At 43.8% G+C, this 19,078-nt stretch carries 21 protein-coding genes; 5 read left to right on the forward strand and 16 right to left on the reverse strand.

The features are described from left to right. Positions 1–53: 53 nt before the first annotated feature. Together gpt and ACN0RF_RS04310 are read right to left on the reverse strand one after the other, a co-directional pair. The gene (gpt, locus tag ACN0RF_RS04305; RefSeq protein ID WP_034820335.1) at positions 54–539 is read right to left on the reverse strand and encodes a xanthine phosphoribosyltransferase; all 486 of its coding nucleotides are present in this window, start codon (positions 537–539) and stop codon (positions 54–56) included. A gap of 7 nt (positions 540–546) precedes the next feature. Next, positions 547–1,839: an NCS2 family permease gene (locus ACN0RF_RS04310; RefSeq protein WP_417438174.1), complete on the reverse strand. Its 1,293-nt coding sequence runs from the start codon at positions 1,837–1,839 to the stop codon at positions 547–549. A 108-nt stretch (positions 1,840–1,947) separates the two neighbouring features. On the opposite strand from ACN0RF_RS04310, the gene ACN0RF_RS04315 reads away from it, so the two are divergent. Next, the gene (locus ACN0RF_RS04315) at positions 1,948–2,268 is read left to right on the forward strand and encodes a 2Fe-2S iron-sulfur cluster-binding protein (protein ID WP_034820329.1); all 321 of its coding nucleotides are present in this window, start codon (positions 1,948–1,950) and stop codon (positions 2,266–2,268) included. A gap of 12 nt (positions 2,269–2,280) precedes the next feature. Here ACN0RF_RS04315 and ACN0RF_RS04320 read toward each other — a convergent pair whose 3' ends face one another. Genes ACN0RF_RS04320 through prmB form a run of 5 tightly spaced genes read right to left on the reverse strand, consistent with a single transcriptional unit; the run spans position 2,281 to position 6,137 of the window. Beyond that, positions 2,281–3,423, reverse strand: coding sequence for an ATP-NAD kinase family protein (locus ACN0RF_RS04320; RefSeq protein WP_417438175.1), 1,143 nt, complete (start codon positions 3,421–3,423; stop codon positions 2,281–2,283). A gap of 2 nt (positions 3,424–3,425) precedes the next feature. Further along, positions 3,426–3,554 carry an entericidin A/B family lipoprotein gene (locus ACN0RF_RS04325; RefSeq protein ID WP_011234141.1) on the reverse strand — a complete coding sequence of 43 codons (129 nt, stop codon included), beginning with the start codon at positions 3,552–3,554 and terminating at the stop codon, positions 3,426–3,428. 10 nt (positions 3,555–3,564) lie between these two features. Further along, positions 3,565–4,113 (reverse strand): elongation factor P hydroxylase, encoded by a 549-nt coding sequence (locus tag ACN0RF_RS04330; protein WP_417438176.1) that lies wholly within the window; start codon positions 4,111–4,113, stop codon positions 3,565–3,567. 6 nt (positions 4,114–4,119) lie between these two features. Next, on the reverse strand, positions 4,120–5,208 hold the full coding sequence (gene aroC, locus ACN0RF_RS04335) for a chorismate synthase (protein WP_417438177.1): 1,089 nt from the start codon (positions 5,206–5,208) through the stop codon (positions 4,120–4,122). After that, complete coding sequence (gene prmB, locus ACN0RF_RS04340; RefSeq protein ID WP_034820317.1) at positions 5,208–6,137, reverse strand: 50S ribosomal protein L3 N(5)-glutamine methyltransferase; 930 nt, start codon at positions 6,135–6,137, stop codon at positions 5,208–5,210. The genes aroC and prmB overlap by 1 nt, the downstream gene beginning before the upstream one ends. Positions 6,138–6,223: 86 nt before the next feature. On the opposite strand from prmB, the gene smrB reads away from it, so the two are divergent. Continuing rightward, positions 6,224–6,787, forward strand: coding sequence for an endonuclease SmrB (gene smrB / locus ACN0RF_RS04345; protein ID WP_034820315.1), 564 nt, complete (start codon positions 6,224–6,226; stop codon positions 6,785–6,787). Positions 6,788–6,790: 3 nt separating this feature from the next. Here the strand turns inward: smrB and sixA are convergent, their stop codons facing one another. Genes sixA through ACN0RF_RS04360 form a run of 3 tightly spaced genes read right to left on the reverse strand, consistent with a single transcriptional unit; the run spans position 6,791 to position 8,071 of the window. Further along, the gene (sixA, locus tag ACN0RF_RS04350; RefSeq protein ID WP_114981509.1) at positions 6,791–7,273 is read right to left on the reverse strand and encodes a phosphohistidine phosphatase SixA; all 483 of its coding nucleotides are present in this window, start codon (positions 7,271–7,273) and stop codon (positions 6,791–6,793) included. Continuing rightward, positions 7,270–7,647: an RnfH family protein gene (locus ACN0RF_RS04355; protein ID WP_114981510.1), complete on the reverse strand. Its 378-nt coding sequence runs from the start codon at positions 7,645–7,647 to the stop codon at positions 7,270–7,272. The genes sixA and ACN0RF_RS04355 overlap by 4 nt, the downstream gene beginning before the upstream one ends. Then, complete coding sequence (locus ACN0RF_RS04360; RefSeq protein WP_153849005.1) at positions 7,625–8,071, reverse strand: type II toxin-antitoxin system RatA family toxin; 447 nt, start codon at positions 8,069–8,071, stop codon at positions 7,625–7,627. The genes ACN0RF_RS04355 and ACN0RF_RS04360 overlap by 23 nt, the downstream gene beginning before the upstream one ends. A 107-nt stretch (positions 8,072–8,178) precedes the next feature. Between ACN0RF_RS04360 and smpB the strand changes: the two genes are divergently transcribed. Together smpB and ACN0RF_RS04370 are read left to right on the forward strand one after the other, a co-directional pair. Continuing rightward, on the forward strand, positions 8,179–8,658 hold the full coding sequence (smpB, locus tag ACN0RF_RS04365; protein WP_034820895.1) for an SsrA-binding protein SmpB: 480 nt from the start codon (positions 8,179–8,181) through the stop codon (positions 8,656–8,658). Positions 8,659–9,178: 520 nt separating this feature from the next. Further along, positions 9,179–10,711 carry an integrase catalytic domain-containing protein gene (locus ACN0RF_RS04370; RefSeq protein WP_417438178.1) on the forward strand — a complete coding sequence of 511 codons (1,533 nt, stop codon included), beginning with the start codon at positions 9,179–9,181 and terminating at the stop codon, positions 10,709–10,711. Positions 10,712–10,800: 89 nt separating this feature from the next. Here ACN0RF_RS04370 and ACN0RF_RS04375 read toward each other — a convergent pair whose 3' ends face one another. The 5 genes from ACN0RF_RS04375 to ACN0RF_RS04395 all read right to left on the reverse strand — a co-directional run bounded on the left by ACN0RF_RS04375 (position 10,801) and on the right by ACN0RF_RS04395 (position 17,901). Then, a complete protein-coding gene (locus ACN0RF_RS04375; protein WP_417438179.1) occupies positions 10,801–11,730 on the reverse strand; it encodes a hypothetical protein in 930 nt (309 codons plus the stop codon). Positions 11,731–11,961: 231 nt separating this feature from the next. Next, a complete protein-coding gene (locus ACN0RF_RS04380; RefSeq protein WP_417438180.1) occupies positions 11,962–12,669 on the reverse strand; it encodes a hypothetical protein in 708 nt (235 codons plus the stop codon). A 339-nt stretch (positions 12,670–13,008) separates the two neighbouring features. Next, entirely contained in the window at positions 13,009–15,735 is a 2,727-nt protein-coding gene (locus ACN0RF_RS04385) for a TrlF family AAA-like ATPase (RefSeq protein ID WP_417438181.1), read from the reverse strand. 366 nt (positions 15,736–16,101) lie between these two features. Beyond that, positions 16,102–16,884 carry a hypothetical protein gene (locus ACN0RF_RS04390; RefSeq protein WP_417438182.1) on the reverse strand — a complete coding sequence of 261 codons (783 nt, stop codon included), beginning with the start codon at positions 16,882–16,884 and terminating at the stop codon, positions 16,102–16,104. A gap of 135 nt (positions 16,885–17,019) precedes the next feature. After that, a complete protein-coding gene (locus ACN0RF_RS04395) occupies positions 17,020–17,901 on the reverse strand; it encodes a hypothetical protein (RefSeq protein WP_417438183.1) in 882 nt (293 codons plus the stop codon). A 445-nt stretch (positions 17,902–18,346) separates the two neighbouring features. Between ACN0RF_RS04395 and ACN0RF_RS04400 the strand changes: the two genes are divergently transcribed. Next, positions 18,347–18,574, forward strand: coding sequence for a hypothetical protein (locus ACN0RF_RS04400; protein ID WP_417438184.1), 228 nt, complete (start codon positions 18,347–18,349; stop codon positions 18,572–18,574). Between the two features lie 225 nt (positions 18,575–18,799). On the opposite strand, the gene ACN0RF_RS04405 is transcribed toward ACN0RF_RS04400, so the two are convergent. Then, a complete protein-coding gene (locus ACN0RF_RS04405; protein WP_417438185.1) occupies positions 18,800–18,991 on the reverse strand; it encodes a hypothetical protein in 192 nt (63 codons plus the stop codon). Positions 18,992–19,078: the final 87 nt, after the last annotated feature.

Raw genomic sequence — 19,078 nt, forward strand, 5'->3', positions numbered from 1 at the left:
ATAGCGAAAACTATCAGGCCATTTTTTTGTCTTAATTTTTTAACGAGCGAGTCTTAAGACTCCTGACCCGCCAAAGGCTCAATGTAATGTAAGTGCATATCCCACGGAAAGTGGATCCAGGTGTCCTGGGCTAAGTCGGCAACGAAATCGTCGACCATTTCCATACCACTGGGTTTTGCGTAAACCGTCACAAACTTAGCTTTCGGCAAGCGTTCCCGCAAAAACTTAAGCGTATTGCCGGTATCCACTAAGTCATCAACGACCAGAAAACCTTCGCCGTCTTCCGTTGCCGTTACGTCTTTCATTACCTGCAAGTCGTCACGCTGTTCTGTGTGGTCATATGAGCTGACAGCAACACAGTCGACAACACGAATATTAAGCTCGCGCGACACAATTGCCGCCGGAACCAAACCACCACGGCTAACCGCAATAATACCTTTATATTGCTCCGCCGGTAATTGCCGACGCGCTAGTTCACGCGTTGCGCGGTGCAACTCTTCCCATGATACAAAAAACTCGCGGTTTGAATGCCATCCCATAATTTCGTTACCCTAACCAAATAAATTTAGCGACAAAAAGTGCGCCCAAGAAAACGACGCTTGGTGTTAAATCCTGATAGCGTCCGCCCAGTAATTTCACCACAACGTAACTAATAAACCCTAATGCAATGCCGTCGGCTATCGAAAATGTCAGTGGTGTCATCAATAAAACCACTGTTACCGGCGCGGCCTCAGTAATGTCGTCCCACTCTACGTCTTTCAGCGTAAACAGCATTAACACCGCAACATAAATAATTGCACCTGCGGTTGCGTAGGCAGGGATCATACCAGCCAACGGCGCAAAGAACATTGCCAATAAGAATAAAATGCCAACAACCACCGCGGCAAGCCCCGTTTTACCACCTGATGCCACTCCTGCGGCTGACTCGATATAACTGGTGGTGGTTGAGGTACCCAGCATGGACCCGGCAACGGTTGCAGTGCTGTCTGCCATTAATGCTTTATTCAAGCGCGGCATTTCGCCATTGGCTTTTGCCAGCCCCGCTTTTTGCGCCACCGCCAGTAAAGTGCCAGACGTATCAAACAGATCCACAAACAAGAAAGCAAAAATAACCGACAGCATGCCAATATCAAAAGCCGCCGCTAAATCCATTTGCATAAAGGTTGGCAGCAAGCTCGGTGGTGCAGACAAAATACCATTATATTCAACCAGCCCGGTTGCCCAGGCAATAACCGTTACCAGCAAAATACTGATTAAAGCCGCACCCTGTATTTGCCGTGCGACTAACCCAATAATGAGAAAGAAGCCTGCTGCGGCGAGCAGTACTGAAGGCTCAGACAAAGAACCCAGAGTCACCATAGTGTCGTCGTTTGCCACAATAATATTCGCATTCTGCAAACCAATTAATGCCAGAAAAGCCCCAATACCTGCGGCAATAGCCAAACGCAATGTGGTTGGAATGGACTTTATTATCCACTCACGCACACGCAAAGCCGACAGCAAGAAAAATAAACAACCGGAAAAGAACACCGCTCCAAGGGCCGTCTGCCAGGTGTAGCCCATGCTAAAAACAACGGTGTAGGTAAAAAAAGCGTTTAGTCCCATACCCGGAGCTAGTGCTACCGGATAATTTGCCCACAGGCCCATGACCAGACAGCCAATAGCCGCGGCCAGACAGGTAGCGACAAATACGGCTCCGTAATCCATACCGGTTTCGCTTAAAATGGACGGATTAACAAAGATAATGTAAGCCATAGTCAGAAAGGTTGTGAGCCCGCCAATAACCTCTGACTTAACCGAACTACCGCTAGCTTTAATTGAAAACAGCTTTTCCAGCATGAGGAACCTTGAAAGTTTAGCGTTGTGGTTAAAGGGCAGGTATTTTATCCTAACCGCCACAGAATTTGTTGCTCACTTTTTATTTTTTAACAGGATACAGAATTTATCATGCCAACCGTTTACTTTGTTGATGCCGATGGTAACCAATTTGAAGCTACTGTCGATGCAGGAACCAACGTTATGGAAGCCGCTGTCGAAAACTTTATTGACGGCATTATTGGCGAATGTGGCGGCGTTATGTCGTGCGCAACCTGCCATTGTTACGTACCACCTGAGTGGCAAAGCAAGATTCCTGCTCCTTCAGAGCAGGAAGAAGACATGATAGATATGGTTTTAGACCCGCAGGACAATAGCCGCTTAAGCTGTCAGATAGAAGTAACTGACGAATTAGACGGCCTGGTTGTACACATGCCAAAAACTCAGTTCTAAATAAGCCTGAAATTAATTTACGGCTGCCACCGGCATAAGAACTTCGTCGTGGTAGCCGGTAATAACCCGAATAGTGCCTGAAAGTTCCCGGTCTAATTCTGAGTCGCCCGTATCAATACGTAGTGGTTTGTTATTCAGTGCCTGCAACTTAGTTTTAGTCGCAACCACCCAAATGTTCTCTTTACCAATATGCCGAATAACCCGTGGACTTAATTGCTGATTTCCACGACCAAATATATGTCCCTGCCCGCCAATTAAGGTTATAACCAATTTAATGCTTCCTGTTTCGCGCTTAGCCACTTCTTCGTATAAACGGTTTTCGGTTACGTCGCTGGCTAACAGGTTATTCTGCTCGACTAAGTCGACACCGAGCAAAGTATTCTCGTGCCCCATACACTGCATAATAGCTTCTACTGTAGAGCCAGACCCCATGACTAAAAGCTCGTCGTCAATACGCTCTGTGACTTCAGCAGCAATATCATCCAGTACCATCTCGTCGCTTTCTTTACCGCCCATTTTTACTGCCTGAACATATTCAAGCTCGGCCGGTACCGACATTTCACCAAAACGCCGGGCTTTTACGGTACCTTTTCTAAAGGCTTCTTCGTCAATATCCATTACATCGGCATTATGAATACTGGATAACTCACCCTGCAGGATCTTTTCAATAACCCGTCCGGCAGCAGTTGGACTAATAGCGTAAACGCCTGAATGAATTTTAACGCCGGCCGGTATACCCAAAACTAATTGTTGCTCAGGAACTACCTGATAAATATCGCGCGCAGTACCGTCACCGCCAGCGAATAAAAGAATATCGACATTATGAGTCACAATTTCAGACACTGCTTTTTTTGTGTCTTCTGGTGAGGATGGCGTTTCAGCAGCCTTATAGACTGAGTTAAATGAAAAGCCCAGAGCTTTGAGGCTATCCGCGCCCATTTCATTGGCGGCAGTAACAAAATGAAGTTGCTGCTTATATGGTTGCAAAAGTTCTAATGCGGTTTCAGCTCTTTTAGCGGCCTTTTTCTCGGCCCCCGCCGCTAATGCTTTTTCCCGAATATCGGCGCCATCGCTTCCCTTTAAAGCTAAGGCGCCGCCAATACCTGCGTATGGGTTAATAATAAAACCTACGGTGAGTCTACTGCTTGTTTCCATTACTACTCGTCATCAGCCTCATCTTGGATCGCTTCACCAGCGTTTTCTATATCTTCACCCGCACCTTCCATGGTTTCACAGGCACTCAAACCGAATATTGCGATGGTAACCAGTAATGCTCTTAAAAACATAGATAACTCCTTATTTACTATTACAATTAACTGTTTGGCGATTAGGCCAACTACAATTAAAGTCGTGACAGAGTGCTTTTGCAAACTTTGCAGCGCGTGGCGGTATAGTATTTTCTTCCAGTAAACGGTTTAACTGTGCAGCCACTTCTTCGGTAAAGGCCTGCCTGTCGACTTCAACGCCATTCAAATTATCCACACTTACCTGAAACGGAAAGTCACAACACAAAGAGAACAGCCACTCCAAAGCCTGCGGCTTTTGCTCAACCTGCTCAAAGGATTTCTGCTGGGCTTCGTTGCGCCCGTCAGGCTCATACCAGTAGCCATAGTCAAACAGCTTGCGCCGCGCTTTGCCCGCTATACACCAATGCGCGGTCTCGTGCAGCGCTGAAGCAAAAAAACCATGAGCAAACACCACTTTATGCGGTTCCCCCTCTTCCGAGGCAGGCTGATAATACGGTTCGTCGTCACCGGCAACCAGTATTGTGTTGCAATCTTCGCTGAAACAGCGGTTAAAAATATCAATTAAGCGCTCATAATGGTGTTCTGACGTATCACTCATATTCGCTTAGCGACTAATATCCGGTGTTTCAGTTTGCGCGGTTAAATTATGCGCACGCTGGCGTAACCAGTGGTCCGCTAAAACCAGGCTGGTCATAGCTTCAACAATAGGTACCGCACGTATGCCAACACAAGGATCATGACGACCTTTCGTCACTATAGCCTGCTCATTGCCCCAGCGGTCAATTGTTCGGCCGCTAATAGCAATACTGGACGTTGGCTTTAAGGCGATATCGGCAAAAATAGGCTGGCCGCTGCTAATACCGCCTAAGACACCGCCCGCGTGGTTCGACAAAAAGCCGTCCGGCGTCATTTCATCGCGGTGTTCGCTGCCACGCTGGCTCACAACCTCGAAACCATCGCCAACACTCACTGCTTTTACCGCATTAATGCTCATCAGTGCTTTGGCTAAATCAGCATCCAGTCTGTCAAAAACCGGTTCACCCCAGCCTGGGGGCACACCAGTAGCCTGCACCCGAATTTTTGCGCCAATTGAGTCGCCTTCTTTTTTCAGCTGACGAATGAGCTCCTGCATAGCTTCAACCGCATTGGCGTCGCCGCAGAACAGTTCATTCTCGCGTACCTGCTGCCAGTCAATGTTATTAGCAACAACATCGCCCATTTGCGTTAATGCCGCCTGAACCTGTATGCCCTGCTGTTGCAGTAATTTATCGGCTATAGCACCAGCCGCCACCCGCATTGCGGTTTCACGCGCTGAAGAGCGTCCGCCACCGCGATAATCACGTACACCGTACTTGTGCTGGTAGGTGTAATCGGCATGGCCGGGACGGAAGGTATCTTTTATGTCAGAGTAATCTTGGCTGCGCTGGTCGGTGTTTTCAATCAGCAAACCAATTGATGTACCGGTTGTCACACCTTCAAATACCCCGGAGAGGATCTTGACCTGATCGGCCTCACGACGTGCAGTGGTATAGCGGCTTTGTCCTGGCTTACGCCGGTCTAAGGCTTCCTGTAAATCGGTTTCGGTTAGTTCTAACCCTGCAGGACAACCGTCAACAACGGCACCGAGCGAAGGTCCGTGGCTTTCACCAAAGGTGGTAACTTTGAATAACTGCCCAAAACTGTTTCCTGGCATTAGCTGGCCTTAGTTTCCCGTTGTTTATGTTCAATTAGTTGCTGTTTTGTCAGTAAGAATACTCCGTCACCGCCATTAGCAAACTCAAGCCACATAAAAGGCGTTTCCGGATACTTTTCAGCTAAAGCCGGCATTGAGTTGCCCACTTCACAAACAAACAGGCCGCCGTCGTTCAACAAGTCCGAAGCCTGCATCAGCATTTTGTCTACCAAAATCAAACCATCTTCGCCAGCCGCCAGCCCAAGTTCCGGTTCATGGTGATACTCAGGTGGTAAATCAGTCATATCTTCGGCATCGACATACGGAGGATTGGTAACAATTAAATCGTATTTTTCGGCTTTTACTGCATCGAATAAGTCCGACTGAATGGGCGTCACTCTATGAGTTAAACCGTGCTGTTCAATGTTGAACTCAGCCACTTCCAACGCCTCCGTGGAAATATCCAGCGCATCGACTTCAGCTTCAGGAAACGCATAGGCACAGGCTATAGCAATACAGCCACCGCCGGTGCATAAGTCCAGAACACGGTGCGGGGCTTCGACTAACCAGGTCTGAAAGCCATTTTCAATAAGCTCGGCTATTGGCGAGCGCGGCACCAGAACTCGTTCATCAACATAAAAAGGTAACCCGGCAAACCAGGCCTGATGAGTCAGATACGCAGCCGGAATATGCTGTTCAATACGTTGCTTTAATAACTCGACAAACTCTTGTTTCTCTGAGTTGAGCATACGGCAATGACCCATAGCGGCTAGCTGAGCCGTTGTTAGCTGTAGCACGAAGCTTAATAAAGCCCGGGTTTCATCAATTGGGTTGTCGGTGCCATGACCATAATACACATCCGACTGGTTCAGCTGAGTTACGCTCCAGCGGGTAATATCATCAATGCTTACTAACTCTTGAATGGCTTGTTCCAGATTACGCACTTGCAAAGGCTGTCTCCCGACCACTGAATGTTTTATACTGAATAAACTTAATGCCTTAAAGATACCTTAATTCAGCGCGGTTTTCATCAATCATGGTTGCAAACAAACGTCAGTCATCATCACTTTCTGAAGACGATATCGAGCTTTTTCGTGAAGCCGCAAAAGGTGCTGCCCGCATAAAGCAGGACAAATTGCCGCCGGAACCACCCAAAATTGCTGAATTACGGCAGCGCCGACAGCTATCGCAAGACCCCAGCGCACAGCAAATTGCCGACGCCAGTCGCTCGGCCAGTCATTATTTTTCCGATGATTTTGAAGCGCACTTTGCTGACGGCCCGGTACGTTTTGCCGCGGAGGGTGAGTCGGGGTATTTGGTTAAGCAATTACGCCGGGGAGACTACACGCCCGAGTTGCTGCTGGACTTACACGGCATGACATTAGCCACGGCACGCCAGGAGTTAGCGGCGTTATTACTGGCATGTGAGCGCGAACACATAGACTGTTGCTGCATTATGCACGGGCACGGCAGTGGTAAATTAAAACAACAACTGCCGCACTGGTTAGTACAGCATCCGCATGTTCGGGCCTTTCATCAGGCGCCGCTGGAATGGGGTGGCGCGGCGTCGTTATTGGTACTGTTAAAAGTTGCGAGCTAGCAGTTAGCCCGCACACCGCTCTGCAATTAACAGCTGCTGAAATTTACCGCGTAAAGTTTCCGGCGAAAAGTCGACAACCGCAATACCCGCTGTCGGAAAAATAGGAGGCTGCACGCTGGCATCCAGTTCATGCACTAAATAACTCACTAGCGGCATGTGCGACACCAACACCACACTCTCATAGCCGTGCTGCTGAATTTCCGCAGCAAGCCAACTGACAACCGAACCGGCATGACCATCGGGGGTAATATCATCGCAATTTTGCTTCTGTCCGGTTTTCAGGTGCGACAATAAAATAGAAGCCGTTTGCTGAGCACGTATATAAGGGCTGACATAAACACAGTCAACCTTCGGCTGTTTGTCTATCAGCCATTTCGCCGTGGTTATAACTTCGTGTTCACCGTTAGTGGTTAAACGGCGCTCGCGATCGGAATAGCTGCCCTGTGGGTAGTTTGCTTCACCATGACGCATGATATACAGCTTCATTCTGGCTTAGACTCCTCGGCCTGCGTTCGGCGATTTGTGTCAGGTCGGCCACCGGTAACCCGATTAGCCCGGCCGGACTGTTTGGCTTCTTCCGCACGACGTTTGCGTACGGCTTTTGGATCGGCAATTAACGGGCGATAAATTTCAATGCGGTCACCGTCTCGCGGTTGTGCATTTAACTTCACCGTCTTATTCCAGATACCCACTTTTTGCTGTTCAAGATCAATTTCCGGAAACTGCTCGAACACGTCCGACATGCGTATGCACTCTTCCACCGTTGCGCCCTCTTGCGGATGCACCGTTAGCAGCACTTGCTTGTCAGGAGTAGCGTATGCCACTTCAATGGTTAATTTATTGCCCATGCTGGTTTCCATACACCTGCTCCGCCCTTTTCACAAAGGCATCGACCATACGGGAAGTCACTTCTTTAAATATTTTACCAAAGGCCATGCCCAGCAAGCGACTGGAAAACTCAAAGTCCAGCTTAAGCTCAACTTTGCAGGCGTCGTCGGCCAGTGGCGTAAATACCCAGCCACCGGTTAATTTTTTAAATGGCCCGTCTACCAGGTCCATGTCTATACGTTCGGGTTCGTGCAGCGTATTGCGGGTAGTAAAGGTTTTGCTGATACCCGCCTTGCTTATATCTAACGCAGCCACTTTTTGTTGGCTTGACGACTCCAGCACCCGCGCAGCAGCACATCCGGGTACAAACTCCGGGTAAGCTTCAACGTGGTTAACGAGGTCGAACATTTGTTTGGCGCTGTACGAAACTAAAGCACTTTTCTCGATACTCGGCATTTTTTTACCTACGACTAAAATCAACTGCGCAATAATAACGCAACCAGAAACGCTTTGAAGCCCTTAAAGCAATTTTCTTTTCAGTGCGCATAGGTATAATGGCTGTCATGAGTAAAAAGAAACCACAACAATCATCCAATACCATAGCTCGTAATAAAAAAGCGCGGCATGAATACTTCCTTGAAGACAAGTTCGAGGCGGGTGTCAGTTTGCAAGGCTGGGAAATTAAGAGCATACGGGCTGGCAAGGTCAACATTAGCGACAGCTACGTCATTATAAAAAATGGCGAGGCTTACCTTTTGGGTGCCGAAATTCAGCCACTTAACCAAGCCTCGAGCCACGTTTACTGCGAGCCCGACCGCAGCCGTAAACTGCTGCTGAAGCGCCGCGAGCTGGATAAGCTTATTGGCGCCTCAGAGCGTGAGGGCTATTCCATAGTTGCCACAACCATGTACTGGAAAGGCCCGTGGGCAAAACTGGAAATATTTTTAGCCCAGGGTAAAAAGTCACATGACAAACGCGACACCATTAAAGAGCGCGACTGGCAACGCCAGAAGGCTCGGATAATGAAACATTCGGTGCGTTAGTTTAAATAGTCTATCCCCTTTGTTTGACAGGGCTCAATAACGACAAGAGCATCAGAAGTTTCAGTTGAGCCCTCAATCAAAATAACTTTATTTACAATGAACGCAGCTCCCTCAAACATCAAAAAGTCATCCTTTACCGGAATTCTAGAATAACTAACATTTCCCAAAACTACTCCATCGTAGCTAAGTGTTATATCCCCCAAATTTCACCTCCTCAAAAAGCAAATAGGTTATTACCGTTTTGAAAGCGTTAAAATAAGAGATAGTTAAACATTCTTGTAGGAAATTTCAGGTTTGAAATGCAGTGATTTCCTTAAGACTTCAAGTGTCACCATTCAATACATCAGGTAGCCCCCAAAGTCCGCTAAGTGCCAAGAGCGTCAACTTATTAAGTGGTTTAGGCTCATTATTGAGCGACAATTACGGTGGCCGGTCCGCATTGACTCACTAAGAATCAAACCTAGCAAGCTCGGTTGCCTCATCTAAAATCAAACTCTACGGGAATGATATTAGGTGATTTATGACGACTACTATGAGTCTTGCCGCTCGCCGCGAAATGTTATTAAGCATCCGGCAGCGGTACTTAGCAGCAAAACGCCCGGAAAAAACCAAGATCCTCGATGGTTTTGTGGCGGCAACCGGTTACGACAGAAAATATGCGCTCGTTCTGTTATGCAAAAAGAGTTCATCAATCGATATCGTATCGTTAAAACCCAAATCCCGACCTGGAGCTCAGGTTTATGATGATCAGTTTCGCCACGTGCTCATTAAAGTCTGGAATACCGCGAATCAAGTGTGCTCCAAGCGATTTGTTCCTTTTATACCTGATTTAGTTGCGGCGATGGAGCGACACGGCCACTTGCGAATATCAGGCGACATACGAAAAAAACTTATGACAGTGAGCGCTGCCACTGTTGATCGAATACTTCAACCTGAACGCTCTCGACAAGTTCAGGGACTAAGCCAAACCAAAGCCGGAGCCCTTTTAAAGAGCAAAATTCAAGTGCGAACTTTCGCCGACTGGAATGACATAGTGCCCGGGTTTTATGAAGTTGATTTAGTTGCCCATTGTGGAGATGATGCAAATGGCACGTTTCTTAACTCGCTAGTGATGGTGGACGTAAGCACCGGTTGGCTTGAATGCATGCCGTTGTTAAGAAAAAGTGCGGCGGATGTCATTAACGGCGTTAGCGTTGCTCGCTCTCTCATGCCGTTTACGCTGTTGGGACTTGATACAGACGGCGGCTCAGAATTTATTAATTACGAAGTCCTGGATTACTGTGAATCAAACAAAATCACATTTACTCGTTCGCGGGCTTATAAAAAGAATGACCAAGCATTTGTCGAAGAGAAAAACGGCTCCGTTGTTCGGCGCTTAGTCGGTTACGACCGTTTCGAGGGCCCTAAAGCATGGACGGCTCTCGCGAAGTTCTATAGTGTGTTACGAAAATACGTAAACTTCTTTCAGCCATCAGTAAAACTACTCAAAAAAACACGTACCGGTGCCAAAGTGGCGAAACAATATGACAAAGCACTGACCCCTTACCAACGTATTTTAAATAGTCCGCACGTACAGCAAGGCGTCAAAGACGATTTGACCGCAATGTACTTACAACTCGACCCGGTGACGTTAATGTCTGAGTTAAAAGTGTTGCAAAATAACCTAATGACCTTTGCCTGGAATATTAACGGCACCGCCAAAACCGAGCAGTATGCTGATAAACCGGCTGAACGGAATCAGAGTCATTCAGCACCCACAGAGTCAGACGTTCTCGATTACTTTCGTTTTGAAAAGCCAAAAGACAAGCGGAGTCTTCCGCGTACCTGGCGGACCCGTAAAGACCCGTTTGAACACGCCTGGGATGATATTAAATTTAAACTTCAATTAGAGCCTCACTGCACAGCCCCTGATATCATTGAGTGGCTTTCAGTACGTTATCCTGGCCGCCACGATATGGGACAAGTTCGAACCCCGCAAAGACGTATTTCAGCGTTGCGTTTACGTGACCAGACTTATCAAGCTAAACTAACTCAGTTAATGCAAACGGAATGATTTTGGACTGAAAAAACCGAGCGATTGGCAGAGTGTTATTTTTTAATGAGGCAATACGAACCGGCCAAGGTAATTGACGCTACATAGGCTCATAGTCTTTGGTGGATAAACTCATTCACCATTGCCAAAAAATCAATATCAAATTGTTTACTGTCTCGTTCAAGCAAACGTGACGCAAAAGTAGACTTAATCATGGTGGATACATTGCCCGCCATAGATGATAATTTAGTATTCGAATGCACAAACGTAAGTATGACAGGTCGAACTTTTGAGCTATCGAAAATCTCGGCTAAATCTTCTTCTGCGACTTCAGGCAACGACCTATAAGTACTAATAAGACCAGAGGTAAGTTCATGGAATGGCTCTTCTAGATCGAGGTATACATTTTCAACAATGTTATTGTGGGGAAGTATATTCATTGCATTTATCGCAATGTACCCAAAGTCACAATCCGCTCTTTTTATTTGTTTTGCAGCAGATCTAAAATTATCCAAAATGGTATTTACAGACTCGCCCCGCAGGGTTTTGCAAGCTATTGATATCCTGTTACCTTCATAATTAAAAATGATATCGGGATTATCGCCACCTGATGATAAGATTGGATCATCCAAATCAATTTCGCTACCAACTTTTACTGCGAACATTGCAACAATAGTTTCAATCAATTTATTAGTTTTGTCATCTTGTTTTTCCGTAACAGGGCTTAACATGGTAGTTTTAGAGTTTATCCTAGTGGCCGATTGAGACAGCATTTTTAAGTGAGGTATTAGTGCATCAAATTCATCACAATCTTTAATTGACCATAACCACTTATATAGCTCATGCAATCCCCCTACAGCGGCCCTTCCATCTTCCGTTAACTGATCTTGCTGTCCATTCTCGAAATTTTCTAAAAAATCAGTTGCTAATAAATAGTCACTTTCTAAATGCGATTTTAGTTCCCCATCAATTCCAAGCTGATTCAGGAAGGCAAGCAATGAATTTATGTTCTCATGTACTTTCTCGTAATGTGTTATCACATAATTTCCTTATGATCGCTTTATTGTGCTCACGCACTTTGTAACTTTCTCAACTGATAAAAAGTGCCGATACTAATCAACACATTTGCCTACTGCAAACCTATCGCAACTATGTGAATTTTAGTATGCAATGGAGCCACACACACTTCTGCTCTTTGGTCATTACTGACCTTTTTCTCGGACAATACATGTGGATACCACAGACAAAACCTTGTCAAAAGCTAATTGCTTTTACCTAAGATAAAGGTACATCACAACCGGAGTAAAGAGATAGAAGATTATTAAATGAAGAAAATAACAACCAACTAATATTCTAAAAAACCTTCCTTTGATGTCAGGGTAAAGGTTTAATAAAGCTAACCAGAAAGCGAAGTAGCAGGAGAAACTTATAACCAAGTCGATTATGAACGTAAAACCAAAGATAAGAAGATAGCCAATATTATTCTGGTAATCAAACCCTTCTACGTACGTTGCGAAAAGCTCATGATCTAGAAATAGAGATTTTGCTTCAGTCACATCAAGGACTAGCTCTGGATAAAAGAACAAAGATAGACCATTGCTGAACGACCATAAAAAAGAGTTTAAAATTAACTGCAAAGCACTTATAGCAAATGCGGCTACTGTTACATTAGCTACATCGCTCATTTCCTTTCGACCTAGGAATAATGTGGCAGGAAAAATCAAAGATAAAATCGCAATTAACTCTATCACCACAAGTTGAAAAAAGGGCACCAAACTAATACTGACTCCATCTTCTATGTTTGGCGAGGTTAACATAGCAACGCAGAGTGCCAGCCCGCACAAAAAGAAAAGCCTCGAGGCCTTTTCCTTTTTTCCTAGTTCGATAAGCTTAAATATGGTCACGATTGGCTGGAAAAACATGCCCCAAGTGTCAGATAGCAGGTCAGGGATGTGTTCTTTTACTTTAAAAACATCCATTTTATATCGCTTTTCTTTTATATTTTTGGGTTTTCCGGGATGTAAAGTCCATTAAGTTTCCTAGTGCTATTCTACACATAAACTAAAGATTTTTATCGAATGCTCAAGAATTATAAAAGGACTCATGGTTGAGACTCTCTGTATGCCATCTCATGAGTACGGAGCTATTACAGACTAACTATAAAGGGTGAAAATCCAAGCTCGCCCAATGACTGTTATTCTCTCGTTACAGACTGTCAGCCTTGTGTCAAAAGCTGTCGCCAAGTATGAGCTAGTACATCTGAAAGTTTGCCATAAAGAAGTTTGATTGAGCAATCATCTGCTAACTGAGTTAGATAATCAAAGCCCAGAAAAATGGTGTTGAATCCCATATTTCCGCTCTCTCTTTTCAAAAGCGTAACTACCGCCCTCTAAAATGTTGCAGATACTTGCTTTAATGCCATCCCCGGTTTCTACTTTTCCGTCTTCAAGCGCCCCAGACACATAGCTTATTACCTCTCCTTCATTGTGAGCTACGATAATTTGTTCCGCATCAGTATTCACTACCAAATTGGCATTATGCGTCACGATTATTACTTGTCGATACTTCTTGATGATTCGGAATAGTGGCACTAGCTGTTGCATGATGAATTCATTATCGAGGTCATCTTCAGGTTGATCGAACACGAATGGACTACCGAATGGATCAGTAGCAAGTTTAAGGCAAACATAGAATGTACCTCGCTGACCGACACTCAACTTATCAACTGTCTTACCTTTGTATTCAAAATCAGCGTTCACGTATAGGTAAGAACTAATGCTCTCCGGGGAAAACAAATAATTTAGTAGTTCAAACCGCCCGCCTTGATTGAAGTACTCATTCTTCCAAAGGAGCTCTTCAATTGAAATTTTTATCGGCTCTCCGTTTTCGTCAAGCTTTCCCTCGCAAATGATCTGCTTATTTCCTGCAACCAAAGAGAAAAAGCTATCAACACTATCCACCAAAAACATATCCAACAAACGCTGCTTCGTGGTCTGCTGTTGTGTTGCCCTAAATTTCCCCCTGTTAAGGCACTCTTCTAAGCCCTGATAAAACCTTTCTGCGTCAAAAATGACTGTCCCAATAATTGTTATATCCTGAAGAATTGAAGCTACTAATTGGTTTTGTTCTTGATTCCAATGCTGCCTAGGTTCCTTCAACGCCTGAAATCTCTGATTAATACCCTGCTCTTGTTCGACTAGAAATCCTCTGTATTCCTGAACCAATTGCGATCTTGAAGATACATATTCATGATAGCTCTGAGTTTTGTTATGAATTTCAGACAGTTTCGATTGGGCAGTATCGATAGCCAATTGATACTCTGAGACTTTATCCAACAATGAAGCGATGTCCTGAGTAATTCCTTGTTTTTTAAACTGCTCAACAATATCGTTGTTGCTCTTTTTGAAGTGTTCAACTTCAGTTTCAAACACCCCCAAGTTAGCACGTAGTTTGTCTTCAGTACCAGATGTCTCAACTAATGGCACTTGTTGGTCTAGATTTAGCTTTCTATTTATTAGCTCAATGCTCACGTTGACTTGTTTAACATTTCTCTGTGCTTCTGCAATCAGCTCCCTAATAGAGCCAATCAACGCCAGTTTTTCATTAATTTCTTTAAGATTCTGTTGGTACTGGGCAATAAGCTGTTTGTTGTGGAGATTTGTGATCGTTGCCATCAAGCCCTTGTTCTTCTCAATAACATTATTTTGATAGTCAGGCGTGTTTACCCTATTCCCTTGGTTATCAGTAGACTCCCAATATTGGACGAACCCTCGGTACTTACCGATATTATCGGTGATAGCAGCAGTTACTACGGGATCAAACTCAACATCATGTATTCCTAGCATCCTCTTTATTTCATTACTTAAATCGCTAGGCGATGAACTAAATGTTTGCACATCACCTTGGGATACATGGAGATACGAATAATTGTTATCAGTGCTATCAAACACCAGTTCTGAACCGTCACCCTGATCAATCGTTACGTTCAAACTTTCTACGTTTACAGCTCTCGCATTATCAGATGGGGAAGAATGATGGAATAAAGTGTGTAGAGAATCCATGAAGAGGCTTTTACCTGTTCCTCGCCCCCCTATTATGGCTACCAAATTAGGATTTAAAGGAATGCTTTGTTGCTCGAACCTAATTCCTTGGCCTTGAAAAATTTCTCCACCTAGTTTAATTGAAGTGAATCTTGGTTTACTAAAGTTTTTTTCAATGAAGTTATCAGTTTGCTGAACCCTAAGTTCAGGTTCATAAAGGGTCTGTCTTAAACCTTCAAAGGATGATTTTGCTTTAACCCAAGTATAGTTCTCCCCTATTGAATACCTACCGTTATCAGGATCACTGTCGAAACCATGAGCATCTGAACAGCAAAACACGGGTTTAGGTTTTGCACCCTCGTATCGAGCAATGTTCTCTAGAAAAAATTCCCTATCGCGTTCACGACCGAAGATGATTTGGCCGTTTCTTTCAATCTCTGTTGCAACAGCGTTAGACCGCCCCCCACTTGCATCGGGGCGAAAGCCGCCATAACCATTAGGGCATACAGCTATCAGGTAATCGATGCCGAACCTAAAGTTTTGTCTCAGATGCTCAACTAGAACTTTGAGTTCGACTGTCACCTCGTCAATTGATATGGAATTTTCATCCAAAGACGTTTGACAGCAGTAAACACTCTGACCATGTGCACCCGTTGATGAGGTCTCTAACCTAGATAGGACATTATTTATCTCGTCTGTTGTAATATGCTCTGCGAATATCGCGTGTAGATTAATCCATTCACCATCTTTATTTTGTTGGGTAAGCCTAAATTCGACATTTCCTAGAACAGCAATGTTAAGTTCTTTCCTGCCTACTTCCTCTCTGACAGCCTCAAGTTCACGTTCTGCGAAATAGAAGTAGTTAGTAATACCAACTAGAGCTAATTCATGAGACGCAAGCGAATCCACATAGTCTGATATAGATAAACCATTGAACTGACTATTTAGATGCGTAAGTGGAGAGTGAAGGTGTAAATCCCATTTATTCCAAATCGACCCAATCATTCTACAATCCTTGTTTTTCAGCATATGGCACAGTTTATACCTTTTATGCTAACTGGGAGGGCATTTTTACCCAAGTATTAATAACGCTAATGCTTCTGCCAATGTACCACTTTGAATCAGTATTAGTTAACTGGAGAAAAAATCTAAATTTGAATGGCAATTTTTGTAGTCTATTAGTAGATACCAAACCCACTACAAAATCTCTGCACGACTCACTTTTTGATTATTCGTTGCGCCGTATATTGCTAAGGTCCGAACGACCGCAAATTGTCTGAAATGGACGACCATTTAAGAACGAGTCAACGTCCGCTCTCGCTCACTGAGGCCTGAGTGCTTAGTGCCAAGAGCTGACTTTCAGAGCCAAATTTAGCTACCGTTTTCAACGGTTGGTTGATTTTTCCCTTCGCCCCTAATTTCAGCCTCGTCATTATCTAAACTAGATTTTATTTTTCCACTGAATGATAGTAAAACTCCACCATCTTTTTCAATGCATATATCTTTACTTTTTGAATTTACAAAAAAGTAATTGCTACCGTAATAACCGAGATAAATCATTTTAGACTCTTTATCAACCAAGCAGTTTTCTGAGCTACTTTTAAGATAATAGAAGTTGGAGTCACCTTCTAAGACTTCCATTATGCTTTTACTACCTTGAAAATAAGATACTGTCGGGAGTATACAGGTAAATATAATTACAAAGTTTCTAATGAATTTATGACTATTTACCAAAAATGGGGGGTGAGATAAGAAGTAGAAAATACTTACTACTGAAGCGACTGGTAAGGCGTATGAAAGCCTTTCTTCTGGCTCTGAAATAAATAGATAATACAAATGGGTAGCCAGGAACATGATATTTATTAAAAACATCAATAAAAATAACGCGACAATAACCCCAAAAATCACCTTTATCGCTTTCGGCTCGTCATATTCTGGTTTCCTTGTCCCTTGTGAATTATACGAGTCTATTAATACAAAAAAGAGTATCCCTAACGCAGCGGGTATAACTGGGTAAGTTGCGGATTTAATCATGTCGATGGGAGATAGAAACTCCAATATATTAAAATGTAAAGGGAACCAAAATCCGAGAAGGTAGCATATTCCCACAAAAACAAAATAAAAATAAAAGAAGGCGGAGAGAGTCCAGTTCATCGCTATATTATTCCTTTAAGGTCTAAAAATTTAGCACTTATACGATAGCTAGATTGTTTTGCAGTGTCGCTTTTTAAATGCTCGGTGCCATAAGTAGAGTACGTTGACGCTTTCTTTGTCCAATTCAATTAGGTTTTATTTACTCTCAGATCCATCCATCGACAAGATCACTTCTTGTAAAGCCTCAAAATCCTCGTATTCATCTTTAGTGTTGCCATGCGTAGATTTGGTTCCAATAGCCTTACTAATCTCGCGAAGTATGTCTTTGACCGAGTTATTATCCGCACCCTGAGTGACAAGGATTTTTCTCATCGTGTTTCGCCAGAATTCGATCTCTTTCCCATAGTCCGCAACACGACGTAAAAGAAAAACTCTTTGACGTTTATAAATTTTTCTAATTTCAGTCAAATCCTCTTTTAATTTTTCAGTTTGATCTAATGAATTCTCGTTTTTTTCGGATAACGTTCTTATATCCTGTTTTAATTCGGCTACTTTTGATCTCAACCAAACCGCCAATAACAATATTAATAGACTATAGATAGATGCTGTTTGAACACCGTTAAAAAATGCGCTTTTTATCGGATTTAAGGTATCACCATCATTTCTTAAATCAAGCTTCAGCTCCTTTGCATTTAGAAATTCGCAGCAACTGGAGTCTTTGAATTTAAGGGGAACTAGTATTCTAGTAATCGCTTCACCATTGATTTCCGATATTTCAAACAAATTAAATTGATTGGAGGATGCAACAGAACTGACTTGCGCTATCTGAACCGGCTTAGATGAAACGACATCTTCAGCTTCCAAGCCGATTGGCATAAGAATTTTTATGCCATTGATAGAGCTTGACTTGTAGTTCTCGATATCGATTGGCACGAAGCGGTTAGATCCAATAGATAAAACCTCACCAGTTCGAATATATCCAGCATCCGCGGTGAAAGCTTCGAGGGCCCAGTTCAACGCTAAAGTCAATATGAAAGCCATAACGATATTGAGGCTTTGAGAAGCGTAGCTAAACATCAATTCTCCAGGAGATCTAAAAGTTAATATATTATGCCAGCGCACTTTCGAAACTTGTTTAACTGATAGTCGTTTGCTCTATAGTTAATGAGGACAAAGACACTCATACCTCGAGATGCTTTGAGAACGAAAAAGAAAATTTGGGCACGTTCAGCCGTATTTTAACGGACGCACAATAGTTAACTTTAGTTTTGCATTATGCTTTTAACAGTAAACGACTTAAATACACAACACAATGACAAAACGCTCAATATTGTGTAGATAAGTGTGCCGAGCGTGATTGATGTCACTAGCACTGACTAATAACAGGACGGCGAGTGGCTTGTTGAATTAAGCAAAAGTCAGACGATCCGCAGTTCGCTCGCTGCAGACCGTCGGTCTCGTATCAACAGCGGACGTTAGCGCTGCCAACATGCGCAGATTTGGAATGGAGGCGGAAGCCGAAATGGAAAAGCTGTCGCAGTGCTTGGCTTTGTTAGCGTACGCCACCACGCTACCGCTCAAGTTTGCCAATTTTCTTCTCAAGAAATTAGATATTCTTCAACCAATCGTCCGGCGAGTCCAGATTGTTGTGTTTTCTATGCTCCATAAACCCATCGCAGGCGCTCTTATACGCCTCCCGAGCATTTTCTTTCTCACCGAGCTTCTTGTAAGCAGCACCCATTTCTTTTAAGAGCAAGGGTTAATAATTTGAATAAATGTTGCCGAAGAATACAAGGCAATGATTTTATTGAATATTTCTACAAATCGCTGATACTCCTTTGATCGCTTAGCTTCTTTTAGAGCTTTTCTCAGCTCCTACCACTGATCAAACTTTTTCTGCTCGAATTTAACTGACATATACCGTGACCCAACTTGTAATCAGAACACTACCAATTGATCTGGCATCTCAATGACCTCAAATGCTTTTATCGTAGGGTTGCAAGTTTCCGTCTTGCTCTCGAATCTTGTACTGACGGCGGATCATCTCCTTGCCTTCTTCCAGCGATATCCCCAGTTCTTCACAATGACCGGGCAAAACCGATTCACCACCGCCGTCTCTATATGCCAGATAGACACTCTCTTCAGTAGTCAATTTCATCTCAGACATTATGCTTATTCCTCAGGTTGATTTGGCTCGCTAACATTTGTATATCGTGCATGCACACTTTGCCATTCGTCAAGTTATTAGTTAACT

Origin of the sequence: Idiomarina sp. (assembly GCF_048260185.1) — a bacterium.
In the GTDB taxonomy this organism is placed as follows: Bacteria; Pseudomonadota; Gammaproteobacteria; order Enterobacterales; family Alteromonadaceae; genus Idiomarina.